Raw genomic sequence first — 22991 nt, 5'->3', positions numbered from 1 at the left:
CCTAATTTTTAACTTGATAAAGAATATACTCTGCTCTATCGTAACGATCGCGCGTTTCTGAAATTTCAAAAGGCCGCCCATCTTTTAAAAAGGCAAGTTGATGTACCGATAAGACTGCGTCATCAGGCTTACAATCTAAATAATCTTGATCGTAGGCATCAGCTTTATCAGCACTAATTACTCGATTAGCTTTTCCTATTTCTAAACCTAGCTCATTTTGAATATACGAATACACGGATTTATGAAGAACGTCTAACGTAATTCCAGGAATAACTTTGACTGGCATTACCGTATATTCTAATTTTCTGGGATGATTTTCAACTAAACGTTGACGAATAATGTCATAGACTTCATCTCCAGGCTTTAAGTTTAATTTTTTTGCTTCCTCATTATCTGCTTCCCTAATCGAAAAAGAAACTATATGACTTTCAATCTTTCCTTCGCCTTTTCCTCGCATTGAATGATAAAACCCATCATGCAAGTTGGCTGGAATTTCTTGCATGTTAGCTTGATAATACTTCTTTTCTTTAACATAAGTACCACTACCAACAATTGTTTCAACTGTATTTTTAGCAGCGAGCCAATTTAAAGCTTTAGAAATTACTACTCTACTAGTTTGATATTCATCAGCTAATTTTTGTTCACTAGGAAGCTTTCTCTTATACTGTTTTCCTAAAATCTTGCGTTCAATGTCATTTGCAATTTCAATATATTTCGTCATTTTTCAAATCCAAGTTGTAAACTTATTTCTTTACATCTAGCATAGCACCTATTTATTTAAAAACTAGTCCTTTCTATAATTGTATATGTAATAAGAAAACGGTTTCAATTGCAGAGGGAGATTTTAAAATGAAACCATTTTATTGGGGCAACTCAGTTTCAAGCATGCAAACTGAAGGTGGCTATAACGAAGGCGGCAAATCTAAATCAGTTTACGATATTCGTCAAGCAAGCGATCAAGTAAGCGATTGGCACTTTGCTAATGATAATTATCATCATTTCGATGAAGATTTGGATTTAATGCAAGATTTAGGGATGACAATGTATCGTTTCTCTGTTTCCTGGTCACGTGTTATTAAAGATGGCGATGGCGAAATAAATCAAGAAGGATTGACCTTCTACGACAAATTGGTTGACGGCTGCTTAAAGAGAAATATTCAGCCAATGATTTGCCTTTATCATTTTGATATGCCACTTCACTTAGCTGAAAAATACGATGGCTTTTTAAGCAAAGAAACAGCCGAAGCTTTCATCAGATACGGAAAAGTTTTAGTTGATCATTTTAAAAATCGAGTTAAGTACTGGATTACTTTTAATGAACAAAATCTTTATTCTCAACCAGGTACATTCAAAATTGCTGGTGTGATGAGCGATAAACATTCATTAAAAGATCTTTACCAAATAACTCATAACATTATGTATTGTCATGCAGCAATTGCTAATTATATTCATGAAACAACAACTGAATGTAAAATTGGTGGCATGCTTGCTTACAGCGAAGTTTATCCGTCTACTTGCCATGGACCACTCCACCATTTATTTCAGGATTCTTAGCAAGTGGCGGAGATTGGAAAGTTGTTTTATTACAAATTATCATCATCGTTCTTACAACTTTGTTCTACATTCCATTTATAAAAATTGATGAAAAAGTTGCTAAGAAATCTGCCAAGTTAAATGCTACAGCTTAATATAGAGTAAACCAATGAAGCTCTGATTGCTTCATTGGTTTTTGTTTGCAAAAAATGCCAGAACTTTTCGTTCTGACATCTTTTCTACCAAATCTGAATTCTGTCTTTTGGATCAAGCCACATTCCATCAGTTTCTTTAACATCAAATGCTTCATAGAAGGCATCTTGACATTGAGATGGAATATTAACTCTTGTAGGTTGTGGAGCGTGAACGTCTGATTGAACTTCAGCAGTAATTGCTTCAGGACGTTGCTTTTGCATCCAGCTCTTTGCGTAAGTCTTAAAAAGATCTTGCATATCGCCGTGATCCAATTTATTTGCATCAACTGCACAGCTCAAGCCACTTAAATCTGCAATATTTTCAGAAACAACCTGCTTCCCATTTAACTTAGCTGGTCCGTATTGTAAGCCATCAAAAATATCGGCAACCGCTTTAGTTCGCTTATTAAATTCAGCGTAATCTTCATCAGTCCACCAGTTCTTTAAATTACCCTTTTCGTCAAATTGAGCACCGTTATTATCAAAGGCGTGTGATACTTCGTGACCGATAGTTGCTCCAATACCACCATAGTTAGCACCACGCGATTGTTTTGCATCATAAAATGGCGCTTGCAAGATTCCTGCAGGGAAAGTCAAATCATTATTTTGTGGATCGTAACATGCATTATTCAAGTTACCAGCCATTGCCCAAACGCTTGAATCAACCGGTTGATTGAGTTTTTCAAAGTTATATTTGATTTTTTCTTGAGTGATCTTAACTTCATTTTCATAAAGACTCTTGGTTGGATCAACTTGCAAACGATCAAAGATAGCTTGTTGCTTTTCAGGATAGCCTACCTTAAGCTTCAAAGCTTTTAATTTTACAATAGCTTGCTTTTTAGTATCGTCTGAAAGCCAAGTATTATTTTGAATACGTTCTTCGTAAACTTTAAGCATGTTCTTAATCATGCTGATGACATCGTTTTTGGCATCTTCACCAAAGTAAGTTTGACCATAATAAATACCGTCAACTTCATCAAAACTCGCATCAGCCAAACGATAAGCGTGCTTTTCCTGAGATGGCATTTCAGCCACACCATAAACAGCTTGTCTAAATGGAAACGCTGCTTTTCTAAAGTCTTGAGATAAATATCCAGCAGCAGAGTTAATAAATTTAACTAACATCCAGCCTTTGATTTCATCAAAGTTGTCTTCATTAAGCACTTCATTAATCTTATCAAAAAAGCGCGTTTCGGCCATAACTACATTTTCAGGTAGTTTTTCAAATAATTTTTCTAAAAATGCATGAATATCAAATTGATCAAATTTATTTTCAAAATCAGCAAGACTAATTGCATTATACATCCCTGCATAATCAGCCCATTCTTCCGCAGACTTAACTACTTTAGATAATTTCCTATCAAATGATAAACCGTCTTTAGTCCATTGCTTTGCACGATCTTCATCTACGCCAGCCTTCTTGAATAATTCAACGCTCTGCTTAGCTAAAGTATCAAGCAACTTTTCTGCGTCTGGCGTTTGATAGGCAGTCGTATCTGGCAAGAAAGTACCTGATCCATTTAAGTAAAGCGAATAATGAGAAGTATCTTTCATATCTTCTGAAACGAAAGCTTCAATTGGAAAATCAAAGCCAGCTTGAACTAATTCTGCTGCTTGTTTATTCAAATCAGCAAAATCTTTTAGGGAAGCAAGTTTTTCTAAATCTTTTTGAATTGGCTGGGCTTGATCCTTGTTACGTTTACCAAAATCGATAGCCAGTTTATAAAGATCAACAGATTTTTGTAAATTTTTAACAGCTGGTACATCTTTTTTTCCACTGGCAAAATCAGCAAAGTCCTTCATCATTCGATCTTCAATTTTCATATCTAAGATCAAGTTAACTCCAGTTGAAGTACGATCTGCTGGAATCTTTGCTTCAGAAAGCCACTTCGAATTAACTGCCAAATATAAATTATCTTGAATACGGGTATTTACATCTGGCTTAGTAAGATCGCCAGCCCCGCCACGCACGCTAAAATAATGTCTCATGTATTTGTACCTCCATTTTTATTAATTAAGTTTATCATTTAATGAAGATATTATGAATATAACTATGAAATCTTCGATTTAATTTTAAGTACTAATTGTTTCAAAATTATACTATCTAAATTTTTTTCTTCTTCACTAACAGGATATTTTATGAAAGATGCTTTAATTTTATTACCGTCTTTTTTAATAAAGTCAATATCACTTATATTTTGATTTATTTTCACATCTGATAAATCGCCAAACGTTAATTTATTGAAACTTTCAGATTCATATAATTTATCAATAAATATTACTTTATTATTAAAATCTACTCCAAAATTCGCGTCTCCATTATTTTCAAGTTTTATTTTATTTTTTAAATTTTCATACTCTTGTCGCTCGTTCGGTAAAAGATTCTTTTTGTTTAAACTTGCTTTATTTTGTTTACTATTTCGATCAGTAAGTCTAGTTTTAACAAAACTAAAATCACTATCCTTAAAAATTTCACTCAAACTACTAGACTTTTCATCTTTAGTAGATTCATTTAAATAATGTGTAATATCTATGTCTACATCTCTTAAATTTCTTTTTGTTTTAACGGGTACCATCTTAGATATATCTTCTATCTCTTGAGCACTTTCTTCATGATCACCTTGTTTTGCTATATTGGGCTTTTCTAAATTAACTTCATGGTAATTCTGCTTAACTATATTTGTTACTGAAACGAGAGAATATTGACTCCAAAAGCCTATATTATTTATTCTCCTATATTCCTTCCATCTTCTTTTTGAAATAATTAAATAATTATTCTCTTTTAAGGAATAAACTTTAACCTCGCGTTTTATTAAAGTGATCAATAATATTATTATTTCAGGAAATGCAATGACTGTAAATGATATTAGTAAAACTGCTAAGCCTAGAATATTCCAAATCAAACACGTCTTCGTCCTAACATAAACTTGTTTATTATCAATATTACTATCCATTAGCCCCAACCACTTCCTGTTTCTTTTCTAAACGCTCTCGTTCAATCTGGAATACTTTTTTCTTCACTACTTCCTCATTCTCTTCTTTATCTGAGTCGGAATTCATAAATGCATCGGCAACAGCTGAGTCATTAGCATAAGTATTAAAAATGTCTTCTTTTTTATGAATGATTTCCATCATAGTTTCATCAACACTATCTTTAGTCAACAAACGATAAACCATAACATTTCTATTTTGTCCCATTCTATATGCTCTGCTTATAGCCTGATTCTCTGTCGATGGCTTCCATTGTGGTTCACACAAAATGACCCTATTTGCAGCTTGAATATTCAGTCCAAATCCTCCTGCATCAATCTGCACCAAAAGTACATTCTGTTTGGGATTTTTAGAAAAAATGTCAATCACTTCTTGTCGTTGATTGGGTGGCAGATCACCACTAATAATGTCATCTGCTAAATATGGTAAATGTTTCTTCAAAAATTGAAGGACATAATATTTAAAGAAGGAGAAGACCAGAACTTTTTCATTATTTTCATGAGCATCGATACAAATATCAATAATCTGTTTAATTTTTTGACTATCAGCATCGATAAATGCTGCTCTACGCATTTTCATCAAGACACCAGCCCCTGTGCCTTCTCGTATTGCTTGATCATAAAAGACTTGCTCTTCATCATTAAATGTTGACCACATCGTAGTAAAACTAAGGGCTGGAAGCTCATGTAAAACTTCTTTTCTTTTTCGCCTTAAATAAACTTGAGCTATATCAGTTTTATAAGTTTTATTATTCAAATTATTAGCAACCTTCTCTGCTAAAGATTTATTAAGAAGTTCAATTAAATTAAACATTTCATTTATTCTGTTTTCTAAAGCAGTACCGGTCATAAGTAATTTATAATCACAATTCTTAATTAGATCATTAACATTTTTACTGCGTTTGGTTGACGGATTTTTGATTAAATGCGCTTCATCTACTATTGCAAAATCAAAGTCAATTTTTTCTCTACTTTCTTTTAATATGCCACATTGAGAATAGTTAGTAAGTAAAATACCACCTGTTTCTTCCCACTTTGCTAAATTTTGTTCTTTAGTAGCCTTATTTCCTCTAAATACAAAACACTTTAAATTTGTCCATTTTTCAATCTCTCTTCTCCAGTTTTCAAGAACACTTAATGGACTAACAACTAAACAACGATTCTTTCCTTGATTTGAAAGATGTGTGGCTACTGCAAGAGCCTGAATTGTCTTACCCAGTCCCATTTCATCTCCCAATAAAGTCTTTTGAAAATAGAAAATATATTTGCTACCAAAATCTTGATATGATCTCAAATGCGCTTTAAATCCTTTAAGATCAAGCTTAGTTTTCTGGACTTCTTGCACAATATAATCTGGTAAATCAGATGGATTATAATTCTTCTTATTACCTGTAATTTCTTCGATTAGTGCATAAAATGTGGCACTATCTTTTTCAAAAAGAGCCTTAATTTCTTGATCATTCAAATTATCCTTCAAATAATTTTTAAATGTTCTATTAACTCGAATACAACCATCTATTATTCTATAAATTTCTTTTTCGCTCTCTCGCCAGTATTCAAAAGAATTTGAACTTATTGAATTAGTTAGATACCTATTAGGTGCGATACTTTCAAGACTATTCAATTTTTCTTCCAATTGCTTATAGTTTTCCAAAACCACTTTTTCTTCTACAGCTTGATCATTGGGATAATTTCTATAAACATTTAAAAGATGAAGCAGTTGCAATCTTTTTCCTTTTAATTTGTCTAATGTCAATTTAGGATAAACATTAGATTTCAACTTGTTCCGTATATCTTTAGCTTGCTTTAAAAGTTCTGTGCCTTGTTGAACACTTAAATCATACCTTTCAACAATATCATTAACTGATAACTTAATTATCTCTTCAACACTATTAAAATCATTCAACGCAGCAGCTATCTGTTCATTTTTGATCCGCTTTTTTAGCATTTCAATGGAAAAAGAATTTAATTGTTGCGCAAGCTCTTCTTTTTTCAATTCTTCCCAAATATCACGAACACTTTCTTCTATACCATTTTTACTTTGAATTGATAATAAATTCGTTTGATTTTTAAGAAACTCTTGTATAATTGAAAAAAATTTATCTTCATTGAGCGTTTCTGTATTTTGATTTACAAATGGAGCCAAATATATCTGTCGATCATCTTTTAAACTCATATCTAAGCCTTCAAATGACTCAGCTATCTCATCCCATTCATTTCTTTTCCGAAACAAAATATTGGAAATTAAATTTTTGTTTTTTTCGGCAAACTCTTTAGCCCGAAGCAATTTTTGCTTAACTTCAGGATTTTGAAAAATTGATAAAAATTTTGATCGATCATTTTCTACGATAAATTGTAAAATCACTTTTAAATCATTCAATTTACCTGAATTTTCTAATGTACATTGGTCTATTTCTTTTTCAGACTTTAAGATAGAGAAAACTAAAATAATTTCATTCTTAGAAAGGTCACTATGAAGTAAAGATGGAAAAAATACGTCATACATTTCTTCCGGCATTAATTTCTTATACATAATTTCTTTAACAGAATCCGGAATAGAATTAATCCAAATATCATAGTCCTCTTTTTTTAAAGTTTCCACTTCAGAACTTAACTGGCGTTCCAACTGTGGTAAATCTTTGTCTTTTAAAAATTCTTGTACAATATCTAAATCTTTTAATAATTTTTTCGCTTCAAATTTATCCATTAAAACCAACTTCTAATCAAAACTGATACTATTGATTATACGTAATAAGTTATATTTTGCATAAAAAATTTTTAAATAAAAAGCCTTGCAAGCTTTTAAACTTACAAAGCTTTTTTAAGCAACTTTACTAGTTCCATCAGCGTAATTCAGATCCATCCCATTTTCAACATTAAAAATATAAACATTAAAATGAACTTCATTTGAAGAAATCGATTGTCCCTCCATCTCTACTCCGCGAGCTAGCAATTCGTTTCCTCTAAAAATTGGCGTTACGCGATATCTTACAAAATGACTCGGTGATCGCTTTAAATATTGTGCTACTTCATCTTCATAACGAAGCATATCCGGATCATTCAACTGACGCGTCCCTGTAATCAAGTTCTTCCAATTATTATTTTGTCCAGTTAATTGATAACCGATTAAGTGGCTACGATTATATAGCCAACCACCAGCAATGCGTTTATTATGCCAGCCTGTCGGATTTACTCTTAACGGTTCTCTCTTACTCGTTGGCATCAATGAACTATTCAAAAGCGCATTGGCACTTTGTGCTCGATTCAAATTATCAAGATCTGAATATCTTTGCCAAGCACCTTGACTTGTTGAAAGATCAGCTTGTGTGAAACTGGGATTATTATTATTTACTGTAATAATATCTTGACCTGAATAATTTAAAGAAGCTAATTTCTGAGCGCTGACTGATTCAACACTAGTGCCTTTAGAATATTTTTCTAACTGCTCACGCAGCTTTTTAATTTTCTTATCTAAAGAACGAATCTTCTTTTCAGTGGATTTATTTTCTTGATCGATCTTTTTAGCTTTACGCTCATCGCTATGATCATATTTGTATTTAGTAACGATCTTTGTTTTAGCAATTGCTAAATTACCATTAGTATTAACACTGCTTACTCCAATACCAGCTATGAGCATTACGCTAGCAAATACTGCATAAATTTTCTTTTTCATTATCTCTTAGCCTTTCTGTAACCTGCATTGATCGCCTCTTGCTCACTATTAAAGTAAACAGCATTAGCTGAATTCATACGATAGCCGGCTTGACCAGGCACATGATAAATATGCGAACGCGAATTTCCAACAATGGTGCCGGTTGAAGCAGTATTTAAATCACCATGATTCGTCGGTGCTTCATGTGTCTGATTTTTTTGAGCACGTTCTTGAGCTTTTTGTTCTTGCTCAGTCTTTTGCTTAGCTTGCTCTTCTTGCTCCTGTTTTTGCTGTTTTTCTTCTTCTTGCTTTTGCTCTTGTTCTTGTTTTTTATCGTCTAGCTCATCTTTAAGCTTATCGTATTCTTTCTGCTTTTCAGACTTTTGAGCTGCTAAGATCTTTTGTTTTGCTTTACTCTTTTTTAGCTTGTCGCTCCCCACTTTTTTAGTTACGACATGCACAGTTGGTGCTTCATCTTTTTTAGTTGACGAAGAATCATCTGGCGAATTTACCGCAATAACAAACAAAAGTATGAATAACACAATAATGCTAGACAATGCAGAATACAAAATTTGATGGTCTTTACGAAAAACATATTTTTTAAACAAATAATATGGAATTAAATACCACCAAAATAAGATCCACATAATGACTTTGACAATCTTATTTTCCATTTCTCTCTCCTAGTATTAATAAATATCCATAATTTAGTTTACACTATACAAAAATGTTTTTGGGCAAAAAAATAAACGCTGAAACTTTTTCCAGCGTCTAAATTCTCAATATCTTCCTAATTTACCGTGTAAAAAGCATGCGTAATTGCTTGCTTTAATACATTTTCGTCTTGAATTCCAGTATAAGCATGTCCATCAATAACCATATATGGCACGGAATTAATGTTTCGATCTTGCAAAATATCTTCTTGTTCAATTACCAAGTCGCGATATTCATCACTATCAAGCATTTTCTTAGTTTTTGCTTTATCAATGCCTACTTGATAAGCACGGTCGATCAGAACTTCATGATCTGCTAATTCCTTATTTTCAGTAAAATAAGTCTTAAATAATAAATTAGCAAGTTTTACAGCCTTATCTTGATTTTTTAAGCCATGCAACACCCATTGCACCAAACGATGCGCATCCATAGTATTAGTATTTCTTGTATCTTGATACTTAATATCGACTCCTGCGTTTTGTCCCAGTTCTTTAATTGTTTCAAACCTTTGCAAAACTTCCTTTTTAGTTAAACCATCTTTAATAGCAAGCAGCTGGCCAGTAGTATTAGCGCTAGTCTTGGGAGCGCCAGGATCGATTTGCGCAGCATGGATATTAAGATAAATTTTTTTGTCTAAATCTAAATTTTGAATAACTTTTTGTAGTCTGACAAAATCAACATAGCAATATGGACATGCATAGTCCATCCAAATTGATATTTCCATAATAAGTACTTCTTTCTCTTAAATTAACATGGATCTTTACAGTTCATATTCTAAGTAAATAAATTAGGTTCTTCAATTATTTAGATCCGCTTTACTTTGTTAAAATAAAGTTATTAAGGAGCACAACGATGAAAATTCTGATTGTAATTGACGATTATCATAACAATAGCAATGGCATGTCCATTTCAACGCAACGCTTTGTTAAAGAATTCAAAAAATTAGGCTGCGACGTGCGCGTTTTAGCAATTGGCGATGTATCCTACTCTTTACCAGAAATGAAAATCCCATTTTTCGCCAAATTGATTGCCCAGCAAGGATTCCATTTTGCTCTTCCAGTCAGAAAGACCACTTTAAAAGCCGTTCAATGGGCAGATTACGTTCATCTAGATACACCATTTCCTATCGGCTGGCAAGCTGGACATTTAGCCAAAAAGATGGGCAAAACCGTTACTGGCACATTTCACATTTATCCGCAAAATATGACCGCTTCGGTACCCATCTTGAATCAAAAATGGATCAACAATTTGATCATGTTTGTTTTTAAAAAGATTTCTTACAAAAATTGCGACGTCATCCAGTGTCCGACGGCTAAAGTAAAACGAAACTTACAAAAGTATCATTTCCCGCAAAAATTAGTCGTCATTTCTAATGGAATTGCGCAAGCTTTTATTGATAATCCACATAAAACTGATACTCAACAAGATTTTACTATCTTATGCATTGGCCGATTTTCTAATGAAAAAGATCAATACACTTTATTTAGGGCAATGCAAGTTTGCAAATATGCAAAAAATATTAATTTAATCTTTGCTGGACAAGGACCGCTCAAAGATAAATTTGAAGCTTTAGCCAAAACTTTACCCCGAAAACCAATTATGCGCTACTTTAATAGCAAGCAACTTCGCAAATTAGAAGCCAAAAGCCAGCTCGTTGTTCATTGTGCAAACGTTGAAGTTGAAGGAATGTCTTGCATGGAAGCTTTTGCCAGTGGCTGCGTACCAATTATTGCAAGTAGCGATTTATCTTCGACAGCTTCTTATAGCTTAACTAAAAATAATCAGTTTAAAGCCGAAGATTACCACGAACTAGCAAAAAGGATTGAATACTGGTATGAACATCCTTTAGAGTTGGGGAATATGAGCAAAAAATATCAAACCTACGCACGAAGCTTAAATGTTAACAAATGTGCAAAAATGGCCCTTTCAATGATAAGGAGTGCAAAAAAGCGTTGAATCATTAAAATTCAACGCTAATTTTATGCTTATCATCTAAATTCAAAGTATGTTTATGCAAATTTATGATTACATTTTCAAAGATATGAGAATTGTCTTTTTCCAAAAAGCCAGGATGAAGCAAAGAAACGAAATTATATATAAATTTCGTATTTTGATTAACTTCAAACTTCATCTTTTTTGTCAATTCAATTTTATGTGCATTTAACAATTTTTCACATCCACAGCTTAATTCCTTCTCGAGAATAACTTTAGATGCTTTTAAAGTAAATTCTTCTTTAAAGCCCTTGTTAGTAGCAACACATTTTAATAAGGCAAGATCGAAATCTAAAAGTAAACTATGGGAATGCTCATCTTCAGCCTTACTAATAACTTCATCTACTGAACTTTTCAAACAATAATGAAGCATCTCATCATAAGTTCCAAAAGCTCCATATACTGGAACGGGACTACAAGAGCAAACCTGTGCTATATGACGCAAAGTAATTTTTTTATGTCCTGATTTTTGATATATTTGAAAAGTATTTTTTCTTATCTTATCAGCTAAGCCAACAGTTACTGGCCGCATATAATTCTCCTTTCTATTAAAAATAACTTTTATTATTTTATATAAATCAGGATTAGAATTATATCATCATATATCTTTTCTAAATAGTAGTCTGCTGTTATTTAAACTATTTAACTCAAACACTATTTTTGAAACCCAGTAACTGTTTGCAAAATTTTTTTACCATATCTACGCATCTTTTCTCGTCCTATACCACTAATTTCGAGCAGCTTTTCACGACTATCCGGTTTTTTAGCCGCAACTTCGTGCAAAGTTTTATCTGACAAAATCATAAAAGCCGGCACCTTTTGCTTGCGCGCTAATTCTAAGCGCATCTGGCGCAGATCATCAAATAAATCAAGGTTATCGCTAATAGCTACTTGTCTTGGCTTTTTCGCTTCTTTCTTTAAGACCTTAACTTTTCCATCCAAGACATCCCACCCGCGATTAGTTACATGAATAACCGGATACTGATCGCCAATGCTTTCTAAGAAATTATTCGCAATCAAAAAATCAATAATACTCATAATTTCTTTTTGAGAAATCTTTAAACTGCCAAAATGCTCTAATTTATTAGCGCCAATTTCTTTCATGCGCTGATTAGTTGAACCTGAGACAGCCTGAGCAACTACACTCTTACCGAAGCGTCCATCAAGTTCATAAATCATCGAGATAATCTTTTTAACGTAATCTGTTACGTCAACTTTCTTATTTTCATTTAAACAATTAGAGCATTTTTGACAAGCATCGCAATCTTGACCAAAATAGCGCACGATAAATTGCTGCAGGCATTGATCAGTATTAGCATAATTGGTTACTTTCTGTAGTTTTTCGTATTGCAATTTTTTATATTCATCTGAAGCATCTGATTCATCAATAAACCAGCGATATTGTCGTACATCGCCAGGATGATAAATTAAAATTACTTCCGATTCTTCGCCATCTCGACCGGCACGTCCTGCTTCTTGATAATAAGATTCTATATTAGACGCACTATTTGCATGAATAACAAATCGCACATTGCTTTTATCAATTCCCATACCAAAAGCATTCGTTGCCACAATCACTTGCAGACGATTAAATTGAAAGTCATCTTGAATTTCTTCACGCAAAGAATTACTTAATCCTGCATGATATGCCGCTAATTTAATGTCATATCTTTTAAGATATTCATTAATTTCTTCAACTTTTTTGCGGGTATTGCTGTAAATAATACCAGCTTGATTAGGATGAGCGCGAATAATCTGTAACATATAAGCGTTAGTATTTTTTATTGAATTTAAAACGCTAAATTTAAGATTGGATCTTGCAAAAGATGTAATTACGAAATTTTGCGTTGGAATATCCAATTGTTCAGCAATATCTTTTTGAACTCGCGGCGTAGCAGTCGCAGTTAATGCTAAAATACTGGGCTTACTCTTTAAGACCTTAATACCATCTAATAGCTGACGATAAGCTGGTCTAAAATCATGTCCCCATTGCGAAATACAGTGAGCTTCATCAACTGCCACTAAATCAATGTCTAAAAAATTTAACTGATAGCGAAAATAATCCATAGCCAGTCGTTCAGGCGTCACATAAAGCAATTTGATTTTTCCTTGATAAGCCTGACGCAAAATCGGATTCACTTCTTCTTGAGGAGTACTAGAATTTAATGCAGCAGCTACAATTCCGTTTTGACGCAAAGAATCGATTTGATCTTTCATTAAAGAAATTAAAGGCGAAACCACCAATGTAACACCAGGCTGAATTAGTGCAGGAATTTGATAACATATTGATTTTCCTCCACCTGTTGGCATAACAGCCAAAGTGTTTTGTTTATTTAAAACAAGCGAAATCACTTTCTCTTGACCTGGCCTAAAATTTGAATAGCCAAAAACTTGCTTTAATATTTGCTGTGGCATCTGCATCTTTGGTTCCCCTCCCTTTTTGCGAAAATAACAAAATATATTCTACCATCAAAAATAAGCTGGGTTATCCTCAGCTTATTAAATAAATGTGTTTTTAAGTAAAAAATCTCGCAATGAAATCAACTTTTTAATTTTTTGATCAATCTCGTTAATACTGTCATTAAAACAAGAAATGATTTCTACTAACTGCGCTTGCTCAGCTAAATCAGGCATCGGAATACTTATTTGCAATAAATCCGATGGATGAAGTCGTTTTTGACTATTAGAAGAACCTATCGACAGTGCTATTACCTGACTGGTCAAATAATCGCTGCGTAAAATTTCAAAAAGATAGTCTTGATTGATATTTTCACAAATAATTGGCAAAAATTCAGCTGACGAGACGGAATTTTCCGGAATATGGTGTAAATTCCAAATTCTCTTTTTATAAACATTCAGCTTATTAAACAAAATACATGGCTCGTCTAAGATAAAACGCGTACTGCGCATCTTTTTACCGGATTTCAGAGCTGGTTTGCCATCTTCATCAAAAGCTGGCATCGAAAATTCATAGTATTGCCTATCTTTAATTTTATTCGGAAAAATCGTCTTTTTCTTATAGTGAATATAATTTTTTAGTTTCTTTTTGGCAATCGTACGATTATTGATAATTGCGTTACTAATAAAATCTGATCTTAATTTTTCATAAGCCGCTTTTCTACTATAATTCAGTTCAATTTCATCTTGAATCAAAGTTAAGGGCTTAGTGACTGCTTTTTGTTCTGCTAAACTTGGCACACGCAATTTAAAATTTGTTAAAGCTGTGGGGGCTAACGAATAAACTTTTAAGCCAGTTGCGACTTGATATATATATCTTTTAAATTGAATTGTTTTCAAATAAGCAAACAAAAAATCCGGATCCAAATTTTCTGAAGGTCGTAAAACTAAAGTATGCAGCCCTGCAACAACCTTTTCATTTTGAGGTTCTTGAGCAATAAAACAAGATTCACCTAATCCTGGTAAATCTTCTGAAGCATCAGCAACAATTACATCGCCTTTTTTTAAGCAAGCATAATCGTCATCTACAACGTTAGGCAGACTATCAAAATTCTTAATGCGATTAAGATAACCGCGATGGATTTCACCATAATGCAACGACTTAACGCCTGTATCTTGCTTAACTTCTAATTTGTGGGAAATGTTATAGGATTTTATCCGCTCAGTGATCTGACCAATTTTTCGAAGTTTCCAGCCATCAGAAAATTCGCTTATACGCAAGTTAGGCTCGGGGTAAGTGGATGTCATTATCACTTTAATTCTCTTTCTAATTCTTCAATAATATCATTTAAGCCTTTCATGGTTTTAGCATCTTTTGAGTGATATTTCTTCAGCAAACCTACTAATTCAGTTTGTTTAGCATTTATTTGTTGATCAACTTCCTTTAACTCGCCTGCTAAATCGCTCAAATTAATGTCTTCTTGGGTTTCAAAAGTATCGACATAGCGATGTAAATTCAAATTAAAACCATTATCTTTAATTTCATCAAAACTAGCTAAATGAGCGTAGCCATCGATATTTTCGTGCTTGCGATATGTAGTTAAAATATGTTGAATGTCTTTTTCACGCAAATAATTTTGCTTTTTCTCTTTTTGAAATTCGCGAGATGCATCTATAAACATCACATCACGATTTTGCTTTTTCTTTTTTAACACCAAGACAACAGTCGGAATCGTCGTATTATAAAACAAATTAACTGGAAGCTCAATTACCGCATCAATTGCTCCCATTTCAAGCAATTGCTTACGAATTTTTCCTTCAGCAGCTTGTCTAAACAAAACGCCAGTCGGAAGCACAATTGCTAAGGTTCCGTTATCTTTCAAATGGTAAAATCCATGAAGCAAAAAGGCATAGTCAGCCTTTGACTTTGGTGCTAAAACTCCAAATTGCTTAAAGCGCGGATCCTTTAGATATTCGTTGTCTGCGCTCCATTTTAAAGAATATGGTGGATTCATAACTACGGCATTAAAATTTTGCGGTGGCCAATCCTTTTCTAGCGTATCGCCATTATGTAAGTGTTGTTGTTCATAAGACACGCCGTGCAAAATCATGTTCATCTTCGCCAAGTTAAAAGTAGAAATATTAATTTCTTGACCGTAATAAGCCACTTTTTCGGGCGCTGCAAAATACTTCTTAAAATTCAACAGCAAAGACCCTGATCCCATAGCTGGATCATATACAGATAACTTTTTATCTGGATCTTGGTCAATCAAAGCAAGCTTTGTCAAAAGTTCTGAAATTTTTTGCGGAGTATAAAATTCTCCTGACTTTTTACCAACTTCTGAAGCAAATTGACCAATTAAATACTCATATGCATCCCCAAGAGTATCGCCTTTTGTCTTGACGATTTCTAAAGGTGCCAAAGTTTGTAAAACTTGAGCAATTGTGGCTGCTCTTTTAATTGCAGTCGGTCCTAAACGAGGCGAATCTAATCGAACATCTTGAAAAAGCCCAGCAAGTTGCTGATTATCATTGGAAATCTTGTGAATAGCCATCTCTAAATCAGAAATCTTAAAGTTTTCCTGAGCTATTTTATTAATCATATTGGTAAAAGTATCTTCAGAAACGATACTATAGCCGAGCTTAGATTTCACCTGTTTATACAAATTAGGTTCACTTTCAAATAGTTCTTGCGCTTGTTTCAAGCTAATATTTGGTTTTTCCTTTAGGTCTGCAATCAAATATAATTCTTGATCAGACAAATATTTATAAAAAATGATTCCTAATAAGTAATCTTTGTAATCATTCGCATCCATCTTTGCTCTGAGAGCATCTGCAGCACTATATAATGCTGACTGCAAAGCAACAATTTTTTTATCAGACATAATATTCTTTCCAACTTTTACTAGATGACATCTGTTATTCTACATTTATTATAACGCTCGGCTCGCATAATAATAGATATGTGTATATTATAAATTCTAAAAATTATATATTATTTTCATATTCAAGTGTAAAAAACATTTCATCCGTACTTCTAGTTTAACAAATGTGAAAAGACCCAGATAACAAGAATACATGACAATAGTAAATTTGTCATCATAATTTTGTGTTTTTTACTACATTTTAAAAATACGGATAAAAAAGAAGACAGAAACTTTTCTATCTTCTTAAGAAATATTCAGTTTTTACAATAACTAGTTGCTGGCTTCTTGAATAAACTTCTTTAAGTCCGCATCAGAAAAATCTTCGCCATATTGCGATTGTAGGCTTTCTAAAATATAGCCATTATCGCGGTCGCGGTGAATCATTTCTCTAACTTCTTTAATAATATCTTCTTTTTCTTGATCAAATTTTGGTAATGCCATAACTAAACCTCCATTCTTTTTCTTAAGTAACATTCAAATTCTATTGTAGAATGAAAAACCTAGATTAACAAAAATTTGATCTTTCTTTTTTTCTATTTATTAAACCCATTCATAATCCCAACAAAAGCACTGTTTAAACCACTATCTGGACTTTGCTTTAGTTCAATTTTATGTGAGCGTGTATTGTCTTGTTCAATTAAAACAATTGGTTTTTTATCGTGGCGACAAAATAGAAAAGTCTGGTGATCATCTTTAGCTAAATTAGCATTGTAAATTGCAAGCACTTCATAATCATATGCATATTTGCCATAAGGATCCCAGCCAATTGAGATTTTTTTATTATTTAAGTAAAATTCATCATTTTTAAAAGCAGCTGGATAAAGCCGATCTTGCTTTACTTTGAGATCATTTTTTCCATCATATTTTTTGAATTTTAAATTATTCTTTTTGCCATAAGTCTTTACTGCCTGATCTAGATCTTTTTGCTGGGCAATTTTAAGAAGCTTTTTATCGTGTTTTACGCCGCCTGAAAAAATTCGACTACTATTGCTATTATTGCTTTGATTTTGGCAAGCAGTCAGACCAAACAAGCTAATACTTAAAGGCAGAAGCAAGATAAGTTTTTTCATTTTTAACTCCTCCTACGAAAAAAGCCCGATTAAATCGAGCTTCTAATTAATCCGCATGACTCGTTTTACTTGGCATCCGATCAGCAGGAGTAGTTGAAGAATAAGTATAATTCTTAACTTCCATTTCTGCTTGACCAGGAATTGTTTGATGCTTGATATGCGGCAAATCTTTATTAAAGAATGGATCAGAACTTAAGTCTAATTCTTGCCCATTATCGATGGAATAATTTTCATCAGCACTATTTTCTTTCCTCTTCTTTAAAAATAAATAAACACCTGCAGCAACTGCACTCAGCCCTGCACTAATTAAAGATATTGTTAAAAACTTTTTTGCCATTTCTATCACCTCAAAAATTACATTTTTACTAATCACTTTAATTGTAAACCATTTAGGTGTGTATACATAAAAAGAACCCTTGAAACTCCTAATTAAGCATTTTTTGGCTTATGCACTCCGCATAAACCAATAAAAGCCATTGTTCCGACAAGTCCAATCAAACTAAGCGCATTAGAATTTTTAACGCTTGTTTGAGGCAATTGTTTAGCAATTCTCTTTTTTGAGATATACGAATTTAAATTTGACTTGGTTTGATTGATGACTTGCTTATTTTGAAAGTTATCTAGCTTATTAAAATTATCCTTTAATGCATTGATGTTATATTGCGTACTATTTCTTAATCGAGCAGCATTTCTTAAGTTAGTAGCTGGATGATGGATATTAGTTTGGTCAACATTTGAATTATTTAAAGGATTAGTTTCAACGCTAGTTGGATGAACTGGTGCGGGTTGAAAACTAGTAGTATGGTTTTGCGCATTATTGTTTTTACGATATTGCCAGATAAAATAAAAACTTTGGTTAGCAGGCAAAGCATCTAAATAAGGTTGCGTTGGTGTATAGCCAGGAATTTCAGGTGCTTTAACTTGAGCAAAATCCGCTTTCGACCAAGCTCCATAATTAATTACTGTGCCATTTTGCAAGGTATTTACACGATGCAGTATTACTACTTGCTTTTGTGGAGGTGCGATTTCTTGACCAGCAGTATTTTGAAAATAAATCGTCTCCGTCACCTGGCGACTTTGATTTTGATAGGTAATTTGAGGATTATTTTGCGTACGTAACACTTGATTGGCAGCTGCCTGACCAAAATTAGAAAATGAAACGATCGCTGATTCATTCTCTTGTTTTCGAGAAACAGTTTCATTTTCGTCACTTTGATTAACAGTATCAGCTTTAACTTGCTGACTAATTCCTAACAGCAATGCACTCGTAATTACTTGCGCTGCTATAAGACTCTTTTTCATTATTAATATCTTTCTTTATTTTAAAATGTCTAATCAACTTTATTATAGAAGAAATTATGACTTATAACATAAGCTAAGATGTTATTTATTGCACAAAAATCCCCCTAGCTTTTAAGCCAGAGGGAACTAATTAATTATTTTCATCTTCTGAATTGTCTTGGCTGTCATCACTGTCTTGACTTGAATCGTCAGAAGCAGCTTGCGTATCTTCAGTACCTACACCGTCGCTAACTTCTACAAAGTCATCAGCATTTTCGTTTTCATCCTTGTTTTGATCAATCTTGTGCTTGACAATTGCAGTTGCACCTGCAGCAACTCCTGCTACAGCTGAAATAATACCAATTGTTTTCCAAACTCTTTTACTCATAAGTATCTACCTCTTATCTTTTTAAATAACACTTTACACTTTTAGTGTAACTCAAGTGTTGCAATTTATATAAAATAATGACTTTATATATTAGTTTTTATAATCTAGCATTTACAAACTCATCTGCATCTTTATTTAATGCATCCGCAAATACTTGACGAGGCTGAATTCCAGCAAAACTTTTCTTGCCGATAATAAAAAACGGCAAGCTGCTTTCGCCTAGATCATTAAAATGAGCAGTTTGAGCAATTACTGCTTTTTTATAAGCATTAGAAGAAAGCATTCTAATTATTTCTTTTCCATTAAGACCTGCTGCTTGTCCTATCTCTTCTAAAACTTCACGATCAGCTAGAATAAAATTATTAGTTAGATTAGCCTTAAACAATAAATCAATTAATCTTTGCGTCAAAGTAGGGTCGTCATATTCATCTTGGACCCACAATACTAAACGGTGGGCATCCATCGTATTTGTGTTATATGCAAAACCATATCTAATATTTAACCCTTCTGTTGCGCCAAGCCGCTTCCAGTGCTCATATCGTTCATGGGCTTGTTTTAATGAAATGCCTTTATCATAGGCTAACTTTTCAGCATTTGTTTCTACAGATCTTACAGGAGCCTGCGGATCTATTAAATAAGCATCTTGTCGATAATCAACATCGCGTTGCATTCCTAAGCGCTGAATAACATGCTGCAATCTTACCTGTCCTACATAACATTCAGGCGAAGCAAAATCTGACCAAATCTCTATTCTCATCTCTGCCACCTCTCGCTTAATATACTCATTGCACCTTAAGATTACAGGGATGCTGATTATAAAGCAAAGAAAACGGTTTCGATTATCGAAATTTCATATATATACTTGGATAAATAAAAAAACTGATGCTTTAGTTGCATCAGTTTTATTTAAGGCGATCCATTAAACTCATATTAGCAAATCTATCTATAGAATTGACTTTACTTGCAATGCGAGTGAGTACGTCACTCGAAATATTTTCTACTTTTCCTTTATTAATTACATCATAGCGCGGATTATATACAGCCAAATAATTAATATCGATTTTTCTTTGACTTGAAACTAGATAATAATATAAAAGAACGCGACGAACGTTTTTAAGCGAAACATTCTTTTTAGCACTTGCATTCAATTCAATAATTGCCTGAGGTGTGATCCAATCCATTACACCACAAATTGCTTGATTTTTACTGTAAGTTAAAACGTTAGTTTCTTTGATTTCACCTATTTTTGTTAAAAAATCTTGCGTCCTTTCTAGCATGGCCTGTACATGCACGATTGTCTGCTTATTGGGCAAAGGCAAAGTTTCTAATTTCTTGTCTCCGTGCTCAAAAGCAACAATGATTGGAGCTAATTTAAAAGCTAAATAAAAATCAGCGTCTTCAAGTTCAGAAATAGCCTTTTGAATTGTAGTTTTTTGAAATTGATCAATTTCTTGAATTAATTGATCATCTTGATAGCCAATTACGTTTAGTTTTAATTTTAACAATGAAGCAATTTGTACATCATGAGTAATCACTGCCGCAGATAATAGCCTTAAAGCAGCTGTTACAAATGCTGAATCAATATTTTCTAGTTTATAATCTAAAAAGTCATCTTGATACTGAATTTGAATAATAGCTTTTTTAACATTCTTCACTTGCACCGCTCGAGGATTTTGAGAAAGCTCGCCAATACTATATTGTGTCATCCTAATCAACCTTACTCTACTTTGTATATACTTTTTATACCATTAATTTAAAGTTAAATGCAAGTGAAAAAAGCACCCAAAACAGCGTTATATAGCTATTTTGGATGCTTTTGTTATTTTATTAATATTGTGTACCGTTCATGATACCGTCAAAATGTTGGTTTAATTCTCTATCTTGACTTTGAGTCAAAACAATCTTATTGCCCTCCTTTGCAGTATCAACTAACACAATTGGCTTTTTATCATGAATACAGAAAATGTAAGTTTCATGCTTGCCCTTTTGATCAAAATCATGGTTGTAAATTGCTAAAACTTTATAAGCAAATTGATCCCCACCTTGCGGAGCCCAACCAATAGAAATTTTTTTGTTATTTAAAATAAAGGTATCTTTTTTAAATGTATCTGGATAAATTCGACCGGCACTATTTTTCAAAAGATGCTTGCCATCATAGCGAACATAGCTAATCTTTCTCTTTTTGCCATAATCAGCCATCGTTTTATCTAAACTTGCTTGCTGTTTATCAGTTAAACTTTGACTTGAATTAGTTTGTTTTTTCCTAGCAGTTGGCTTGCTAGTCTTAGTCTTTTTAGTTGATCTCTTTTTTGATTTTTGACCAATTTCTAAATTATTACCATCTTTTGAAGTGTGGACGTTTGAACATCCCGCTAAAGCAAATAAACTAAGCAAAGCGACTGTGAATTTAATACTTTTCTTCATTTCTATCCCCTTTTTTCTATAATTTAATCCTACCATTTTATAAAAAAGCGTCTAGCCTTTTCTATCTAAATACTTACTAGCTTCTTTGACTGAAAGTGGCTTAAGATCTAAATGATTTTCAAGAAAGTTTCTTACCCATTTGGGATCTGTCTTTGAATAATCGCGTAAAGCCCAGCCAATAGCTTTATTTATAAAAAACTCTTGACTAGGAATATTATTTTCAATAATTTGTGCTAGCAATTCAGTATTAGTCTGCTTTTTTCTAAGCAGTTGATGCTCGATAGCAATCCGTCTTAACCAAATATTGTCATTTTGCGACCAATTGAGCATCAGATCATTTATGCGTTTATCCCGCAACCCTAATTTTCCAATTGGCTTAATTAAACTATCGATAGTGTCCCACCAGGATTTTGTAACCGCGTAATGTTTAATTTGAGGCATATCTTCATATTGTAGAAATTTTTGCATCGCAATTAGATAATCACAAACAAAATACTGCAATTCGCGGTGTGGATCTTTCCAAGCTTGATTAAGTAAATTCCAATCAATCGTTTTTTGCTTTTTCTCAGCGAGTAAGACTTGATGATAGACTTGCTTTCTACTAGCTGATTGATAACCGTAAAAATCAAACTTATCACGCATATAAGCCTTCATATGCTGGGAATTTTCAGGATTTTGCTTTGCTTCAAATTTATTTATTAGTTCTTGATAATTCATATAGTAATTTTAAACCAAATTTAGCTTTTCAACAAAAATAGGCAAAATTAAAATAGCTTTAGTTCAGTTCTAAAGCTATTTTAGTAATCCATCATCAAAGCTAGGTTGAGCAATTGGTGAACATAAGAAAAATCGGACGCTTCCATACGCTCGCCAGTCTTCGCAATAACTCTTTTTTGATCAAAACTATGAATTTGCGAACAGTTCACTCGACCATGAACGGTGCGATAATCAATCAGTTTAAAATAAATTGGCGCATTGCTGCCATGCGAAGTAATTGGACAAACAATAATATAGTTACCAGCTTGATTGTATGCATCAGTTGACACGATAACTGCCGGATGCTTACCTCTCATTTCAAGTCCTTCAGATGGTGAAAAGTTCAACCAAACAAAATCGCCTTGACGAAAATGCTCTCTCTCACTTTCAATCTTGCCAATCTTGAATTGATTGCTCTTCAAAATAATCACCTTCTGGATCTCTCATATCAACTTGCTTATCTGCACCATAAGGATTTTCAATTTTAGGCGTCAAAATTAGCGCACCATTATGCATTTTAGTGACCACAAAAACCTGATCAACATCTATTTTCAAACTTTTGGGCAAGGTTAAAGAAATTGAATTGCCTATTTTTTTACTCTTAATCTCAATTAACATTTATTTAGCCTCAATTCTTGTGATTGTATGTTAATTATACATGTTCAAAAAGGCC

The 22991-nt window shown here is 33.0% G+C and carries 24 protein-coding genes and 1 pseudogene; 3 read left to right on the top strand and 22 right to left on the bottom strand.

What is annotated here, in order from left to right:
• Position 1 precedes the first annotated feature (1 nt).
• The gene (locus BN55_RS00545; protein ID WP_008469566.1) at positions 2–721 is read right to left on the bottom strand and encodes a GntR family transcriptional regulator; all 720 of its coding nucleotides are present in this window, start codon (positions 719–721) and stop codon (positions 2–4) included.
• 128 nt (positions 722–849) lie between these two features.
• On the opposite strand from BN55_RS00545, the pseudogene BN55_RS00540 reads away from it, so the two are divergent.
• Both BN55_RS00540 and BN55_RS09655 read left to right on the top strand, forming a co-directional pair.
• A pseudogene (locus BN55_RS00540) lies at positions 850–1518 on the top strand (glycoside hydrolase family 1 protein); the annotation flags it as partial.
• Complete coding sequence (locus BN55_RS09655; RefSeq protein WP_008469563.1) at positions 1515–1688, top strand: hypothetical protein; 174 nt, start codon at positions 1515–1517, stop codon at positions 1686–1688. The pseudogene BN55_RS00540 and the gene BN55_RS09655, both read left to right, overlap by 4 nt.
• 84 nt (positions 1689–1772) lie before the next feature.
• Here the strand turns inward: BN55_RS09655 and BN55_RS00535 are convergent, their stop codons facing one another.
• From BN55_RS00535 to BN55_RS00510, 6 genes are all read right to left on the bottom strand, one after another.
• Positions 1773–3716: a M13 family metallopeptidase gene (locus BN55_RS00535; protein WP_008469562.1), complete on the bottom strand. Its 1944-nt coding sequence runs from the start codon at positions 3714–3716 to the stop codon at positions 1773–1775.
• A gap of 62 nt (positions 3717–3778) precedes the next feature.
• Positions 3779–4681 (bottom strand): hypothetical protein, encoded by a 903-nt coding sequence (locus BN55_RS00530; protein WP_008469561.1) that lies wholly within the window; start codon positions 4679–4681, stop codon positions 3779–3781.
• A complete protein-coding gene (locus tag BN55_RS00525; RefSeq protein WP_008469560.1) occupies positions 4674–7424 on the bottom strand; it encodes a DEAD/DEAH box helicase in 2751 nt (916 codons plus the stop codon). The genes BN55_RS00530 and BN55_RS00525 overlap by 8 nt, the downstream gene beginning before the upstream one ends.
• A gap of 114 nt (positions 7425–7538) precedes the next feature.
• Entirely contained in the window at positions 7539–8390 is an 852-nt protein-coding gene (locus BN55_RS00520) for a DNA/RNA non-specific endonuclease (protein WP_008469559.1), read from the bottom strand.
• On the bottom strand, positions 8390–9043 hold the full coding sequence (locus BN55_RS00515) for a sunset domain-containing protein (RefSeq protein WP_008469558.1): 654 nt from the start codon (positions 9041–9043) through the stop codon (positions 8390–8392). The genes BN55_RS00520 and BN55_RS00515 overlap by 1 nt, the downstream gene beginning before the upstream one ends.
• A gap of 116 nt (positions 9044–9159) precedes the next feature.
• Positions 9160–9807 carry a DsbA family oxidoreductase gene (locus tag BN55_RS00510; protein ID WP_008469556.1) on the bottom strand — a complete coding sequence of 216 codons (648 nt, stop codon included), beginning with the start codon at positions 9805–9807 and terminating at the stop codon, positions 9160–9162.
• Between the two features lie 128 nt (positions 9808–9935).
• On the opposite strand from BN55_RS00510, the gene BN55_RS00505 reads away from it, so the two are divergent.
• Positions 9936–11039 (top strand): glycosyltransferase, encoded by a 1104-nt coding sequence (locus tag BN55_RS00505; RefSeq protein ID WP_008469554.1) that lies wholly within the window; start codon positions 9936–9938, stop codon positions 11037–11039.
• 4 nt (positions 11040–11043) lie between these two features.
• On the opposite strand, the gene BN55_RS00500 is transcribed toward BN55_RS00505, so the two are convergent.
• The 15 genes from BN55_RS00500 to mazE form a co-directional block, all read right to left on the bottom strand.
• Positions 11044–11607 (bottom strand): hypothetical protein, encoded by a 564-nt coding sequence (locus BN55_RS00500; RefSeq protein WP_008469552.1) that lies wholly within the window; start codon positions 11605–11607, stop codon positions 11044–11046.
• A 122-nt stretch (positions 11608–11729) separates the two neighbouring features.
• Positions 11730–13496, bottom strand: coding sequence for a DNA helicase RecQ (gene recQ, locus BN55_RS00495; protein ID WP_008469550.1), 1767 nt, complete (start codon positions 13494–13496; stop codon positions 11730–11732).
• A gap of 78 nt (positions 13497–13574) precedes the next feature.
• Positions 13575–14780 (bottom strand): restriction endonuclease subunit S, encoded by a 1206-nt coding sequence (locus BN55_RS09495; RefSeq protein WP_008469549.1) that lies wholly within the window; start codon positions 14778–14780, stop codon positions 13575–13577.
• 2 nt (positions 14781–14782) lie between these two features.
• A complete protein-coding gene (locus tag BN55_RS00485) occupies positions 14783–16357 on the bottom strand; it encodes a type I restriction-modification system subunit M (protein WP_008469548.1) in 1575 nt (524 codons plus the stop codon).
• A 312-nt stretch (positions 16358–16669) separates the two neighbouring features.
• Positions 16670–16840 carry a hypothetical protein gene (locus BN55_RS10120; protein ID WP_008469547.1) on the bottom strand — a complete coding sequence of 57 codons (171 nt, stop codon included), beginning with the start codon at positions 16838–16840 and terminating at the stop codon, positions 16670–16672.
• Positions 16841–16932: 92 nt separating this feature from the next.
• On the bottom strand, positions 16933–17469 hold the full coding sequence (locus BN55_RS00480; RefSeq protein ID WP_008469546.1) for a DUF4767 domain-containing protein: 537 nt from the start codon (positions 17467–17469) through the stop codon (positions 16933–16935).
• 46 nt (positions 17470–17515) lie between these two features.
• Positions 17516–17806 (bottom strand): LPXTG cell wall anchor domain-containing protein, encoded by a 291-nt coding sequence (locus tag BN55_RS00475; protein WP_008469545.1) that lies wholly within the window; start codon positions 17804–17806, stop codon positions 17516–17518.
• Between the two features lie 92 nt (positions 17807–17898).
• Positions 17899–18771 carry a mucin-binding protein gene (locus BN55_RS00470; RefSeq protein ID WP_008469544.1) on the bottom strand — a complete coding sequence of 291 codons (873 nt, stop codon included), beginning with the start codon at positions 18769–18771 and terminating at the stop codon, positions 17899–17901.
• A gap of 130 nt (positions 18772–18901) precedes the next feature.
• A complete protein-coding gene (locus BN55_RS00465; protein WP_008469542.1) occupies positions 18902–19138 on the bottom strand; it encodes a hypothetical protein in 237 nt (78 codons plus the stop codon).
• A 97-nt stretch (positions 19139–19235) separates the two neighbouring features.
• Positions 19236–19895, bottom strand: coding sequence for a DsbA family oxidoreductase (locus BN55_RS00460; RefSeq protein ID WP_008469541.1), 660 nt, complete (start codon positions 19893–19895; stop codon positions 19236–19238).
• Positions 19896–20040: 145 nt separating this feature from the next.
• Entirely contained in the window at positions 20041–20844 is an 804-nt protein-coding gene (locus tag BN55_RS00455) for a hypothetical protein (RefSeq protein WP_008469540.1), read from the bottom strand.
• Positions 20845–20965: 121 nt separating this feature from the next.
• A complete protein-coding gene (locus BN55_RS00450) occupies positions 20966–21562 on the bottom strand; it encodes a DUF4767 domain-containing protein (protein ID WP_008469539.1) in 597 nt (198 codons plus the stop codon).
• Positions 21563–21613: 51 nt separating this feature from the next.
• Positions 21614–22279, bottom strand: coding sequence for a DNA alkylation repair protein (locus tag BN55_RS00445; RefSeq protein ID WP_008469538.1), 666 nt, complete (start codon positions 22277–22279; stop codon positions 21614–21616).
• Positions 22280–22359: 80 nt separating this feature from the next.
• Positions 22360–22740, bottom strand: a complete 381-nt coding sequence (locus BN55_RS00440; protein WP_162129585.1) for a type II toxin-antitoxin system PemK/MazF family toxin — start codon at positions 22738–22740, stop codon at positions 22360–22362.
• Positions 22706–22936 carry a type II toxin-antitoxin system PemI/MazE family antitoxin gene (gene mazE / locus BN55_RS00435; RefSeq protein ID WP_008469535.1) on the bottom strand — a complete coding sequence of 77 codons (231 nt, stop codon included), beginning with the start codon at positions 22934–22936 and terminating at the stop codon, positions 22706–22708. The genes BN55_RS00440 and mazE overlap by 35 nt, the downstream gene beginning before the upstream one ends.
• Positions 22937–22991: the final 55 nt, after the last annotated feature.

The organism is Lactobacillus hominis DSM 23910 = CRBIP 24.179 (assembly GCF_000296835.1).
GTDB classification, from domain to species: domain Bacteria; phylum Bacillota; class Bacilli; order Lactobacillales; family Lactobacillaceae; genus Lactobacillus; species Lactobacillus hominis.
Note: the sequence above shows the minus strand (reverse complement) of the source record. Positions and strands in the feature narration are given on the sequence as shown.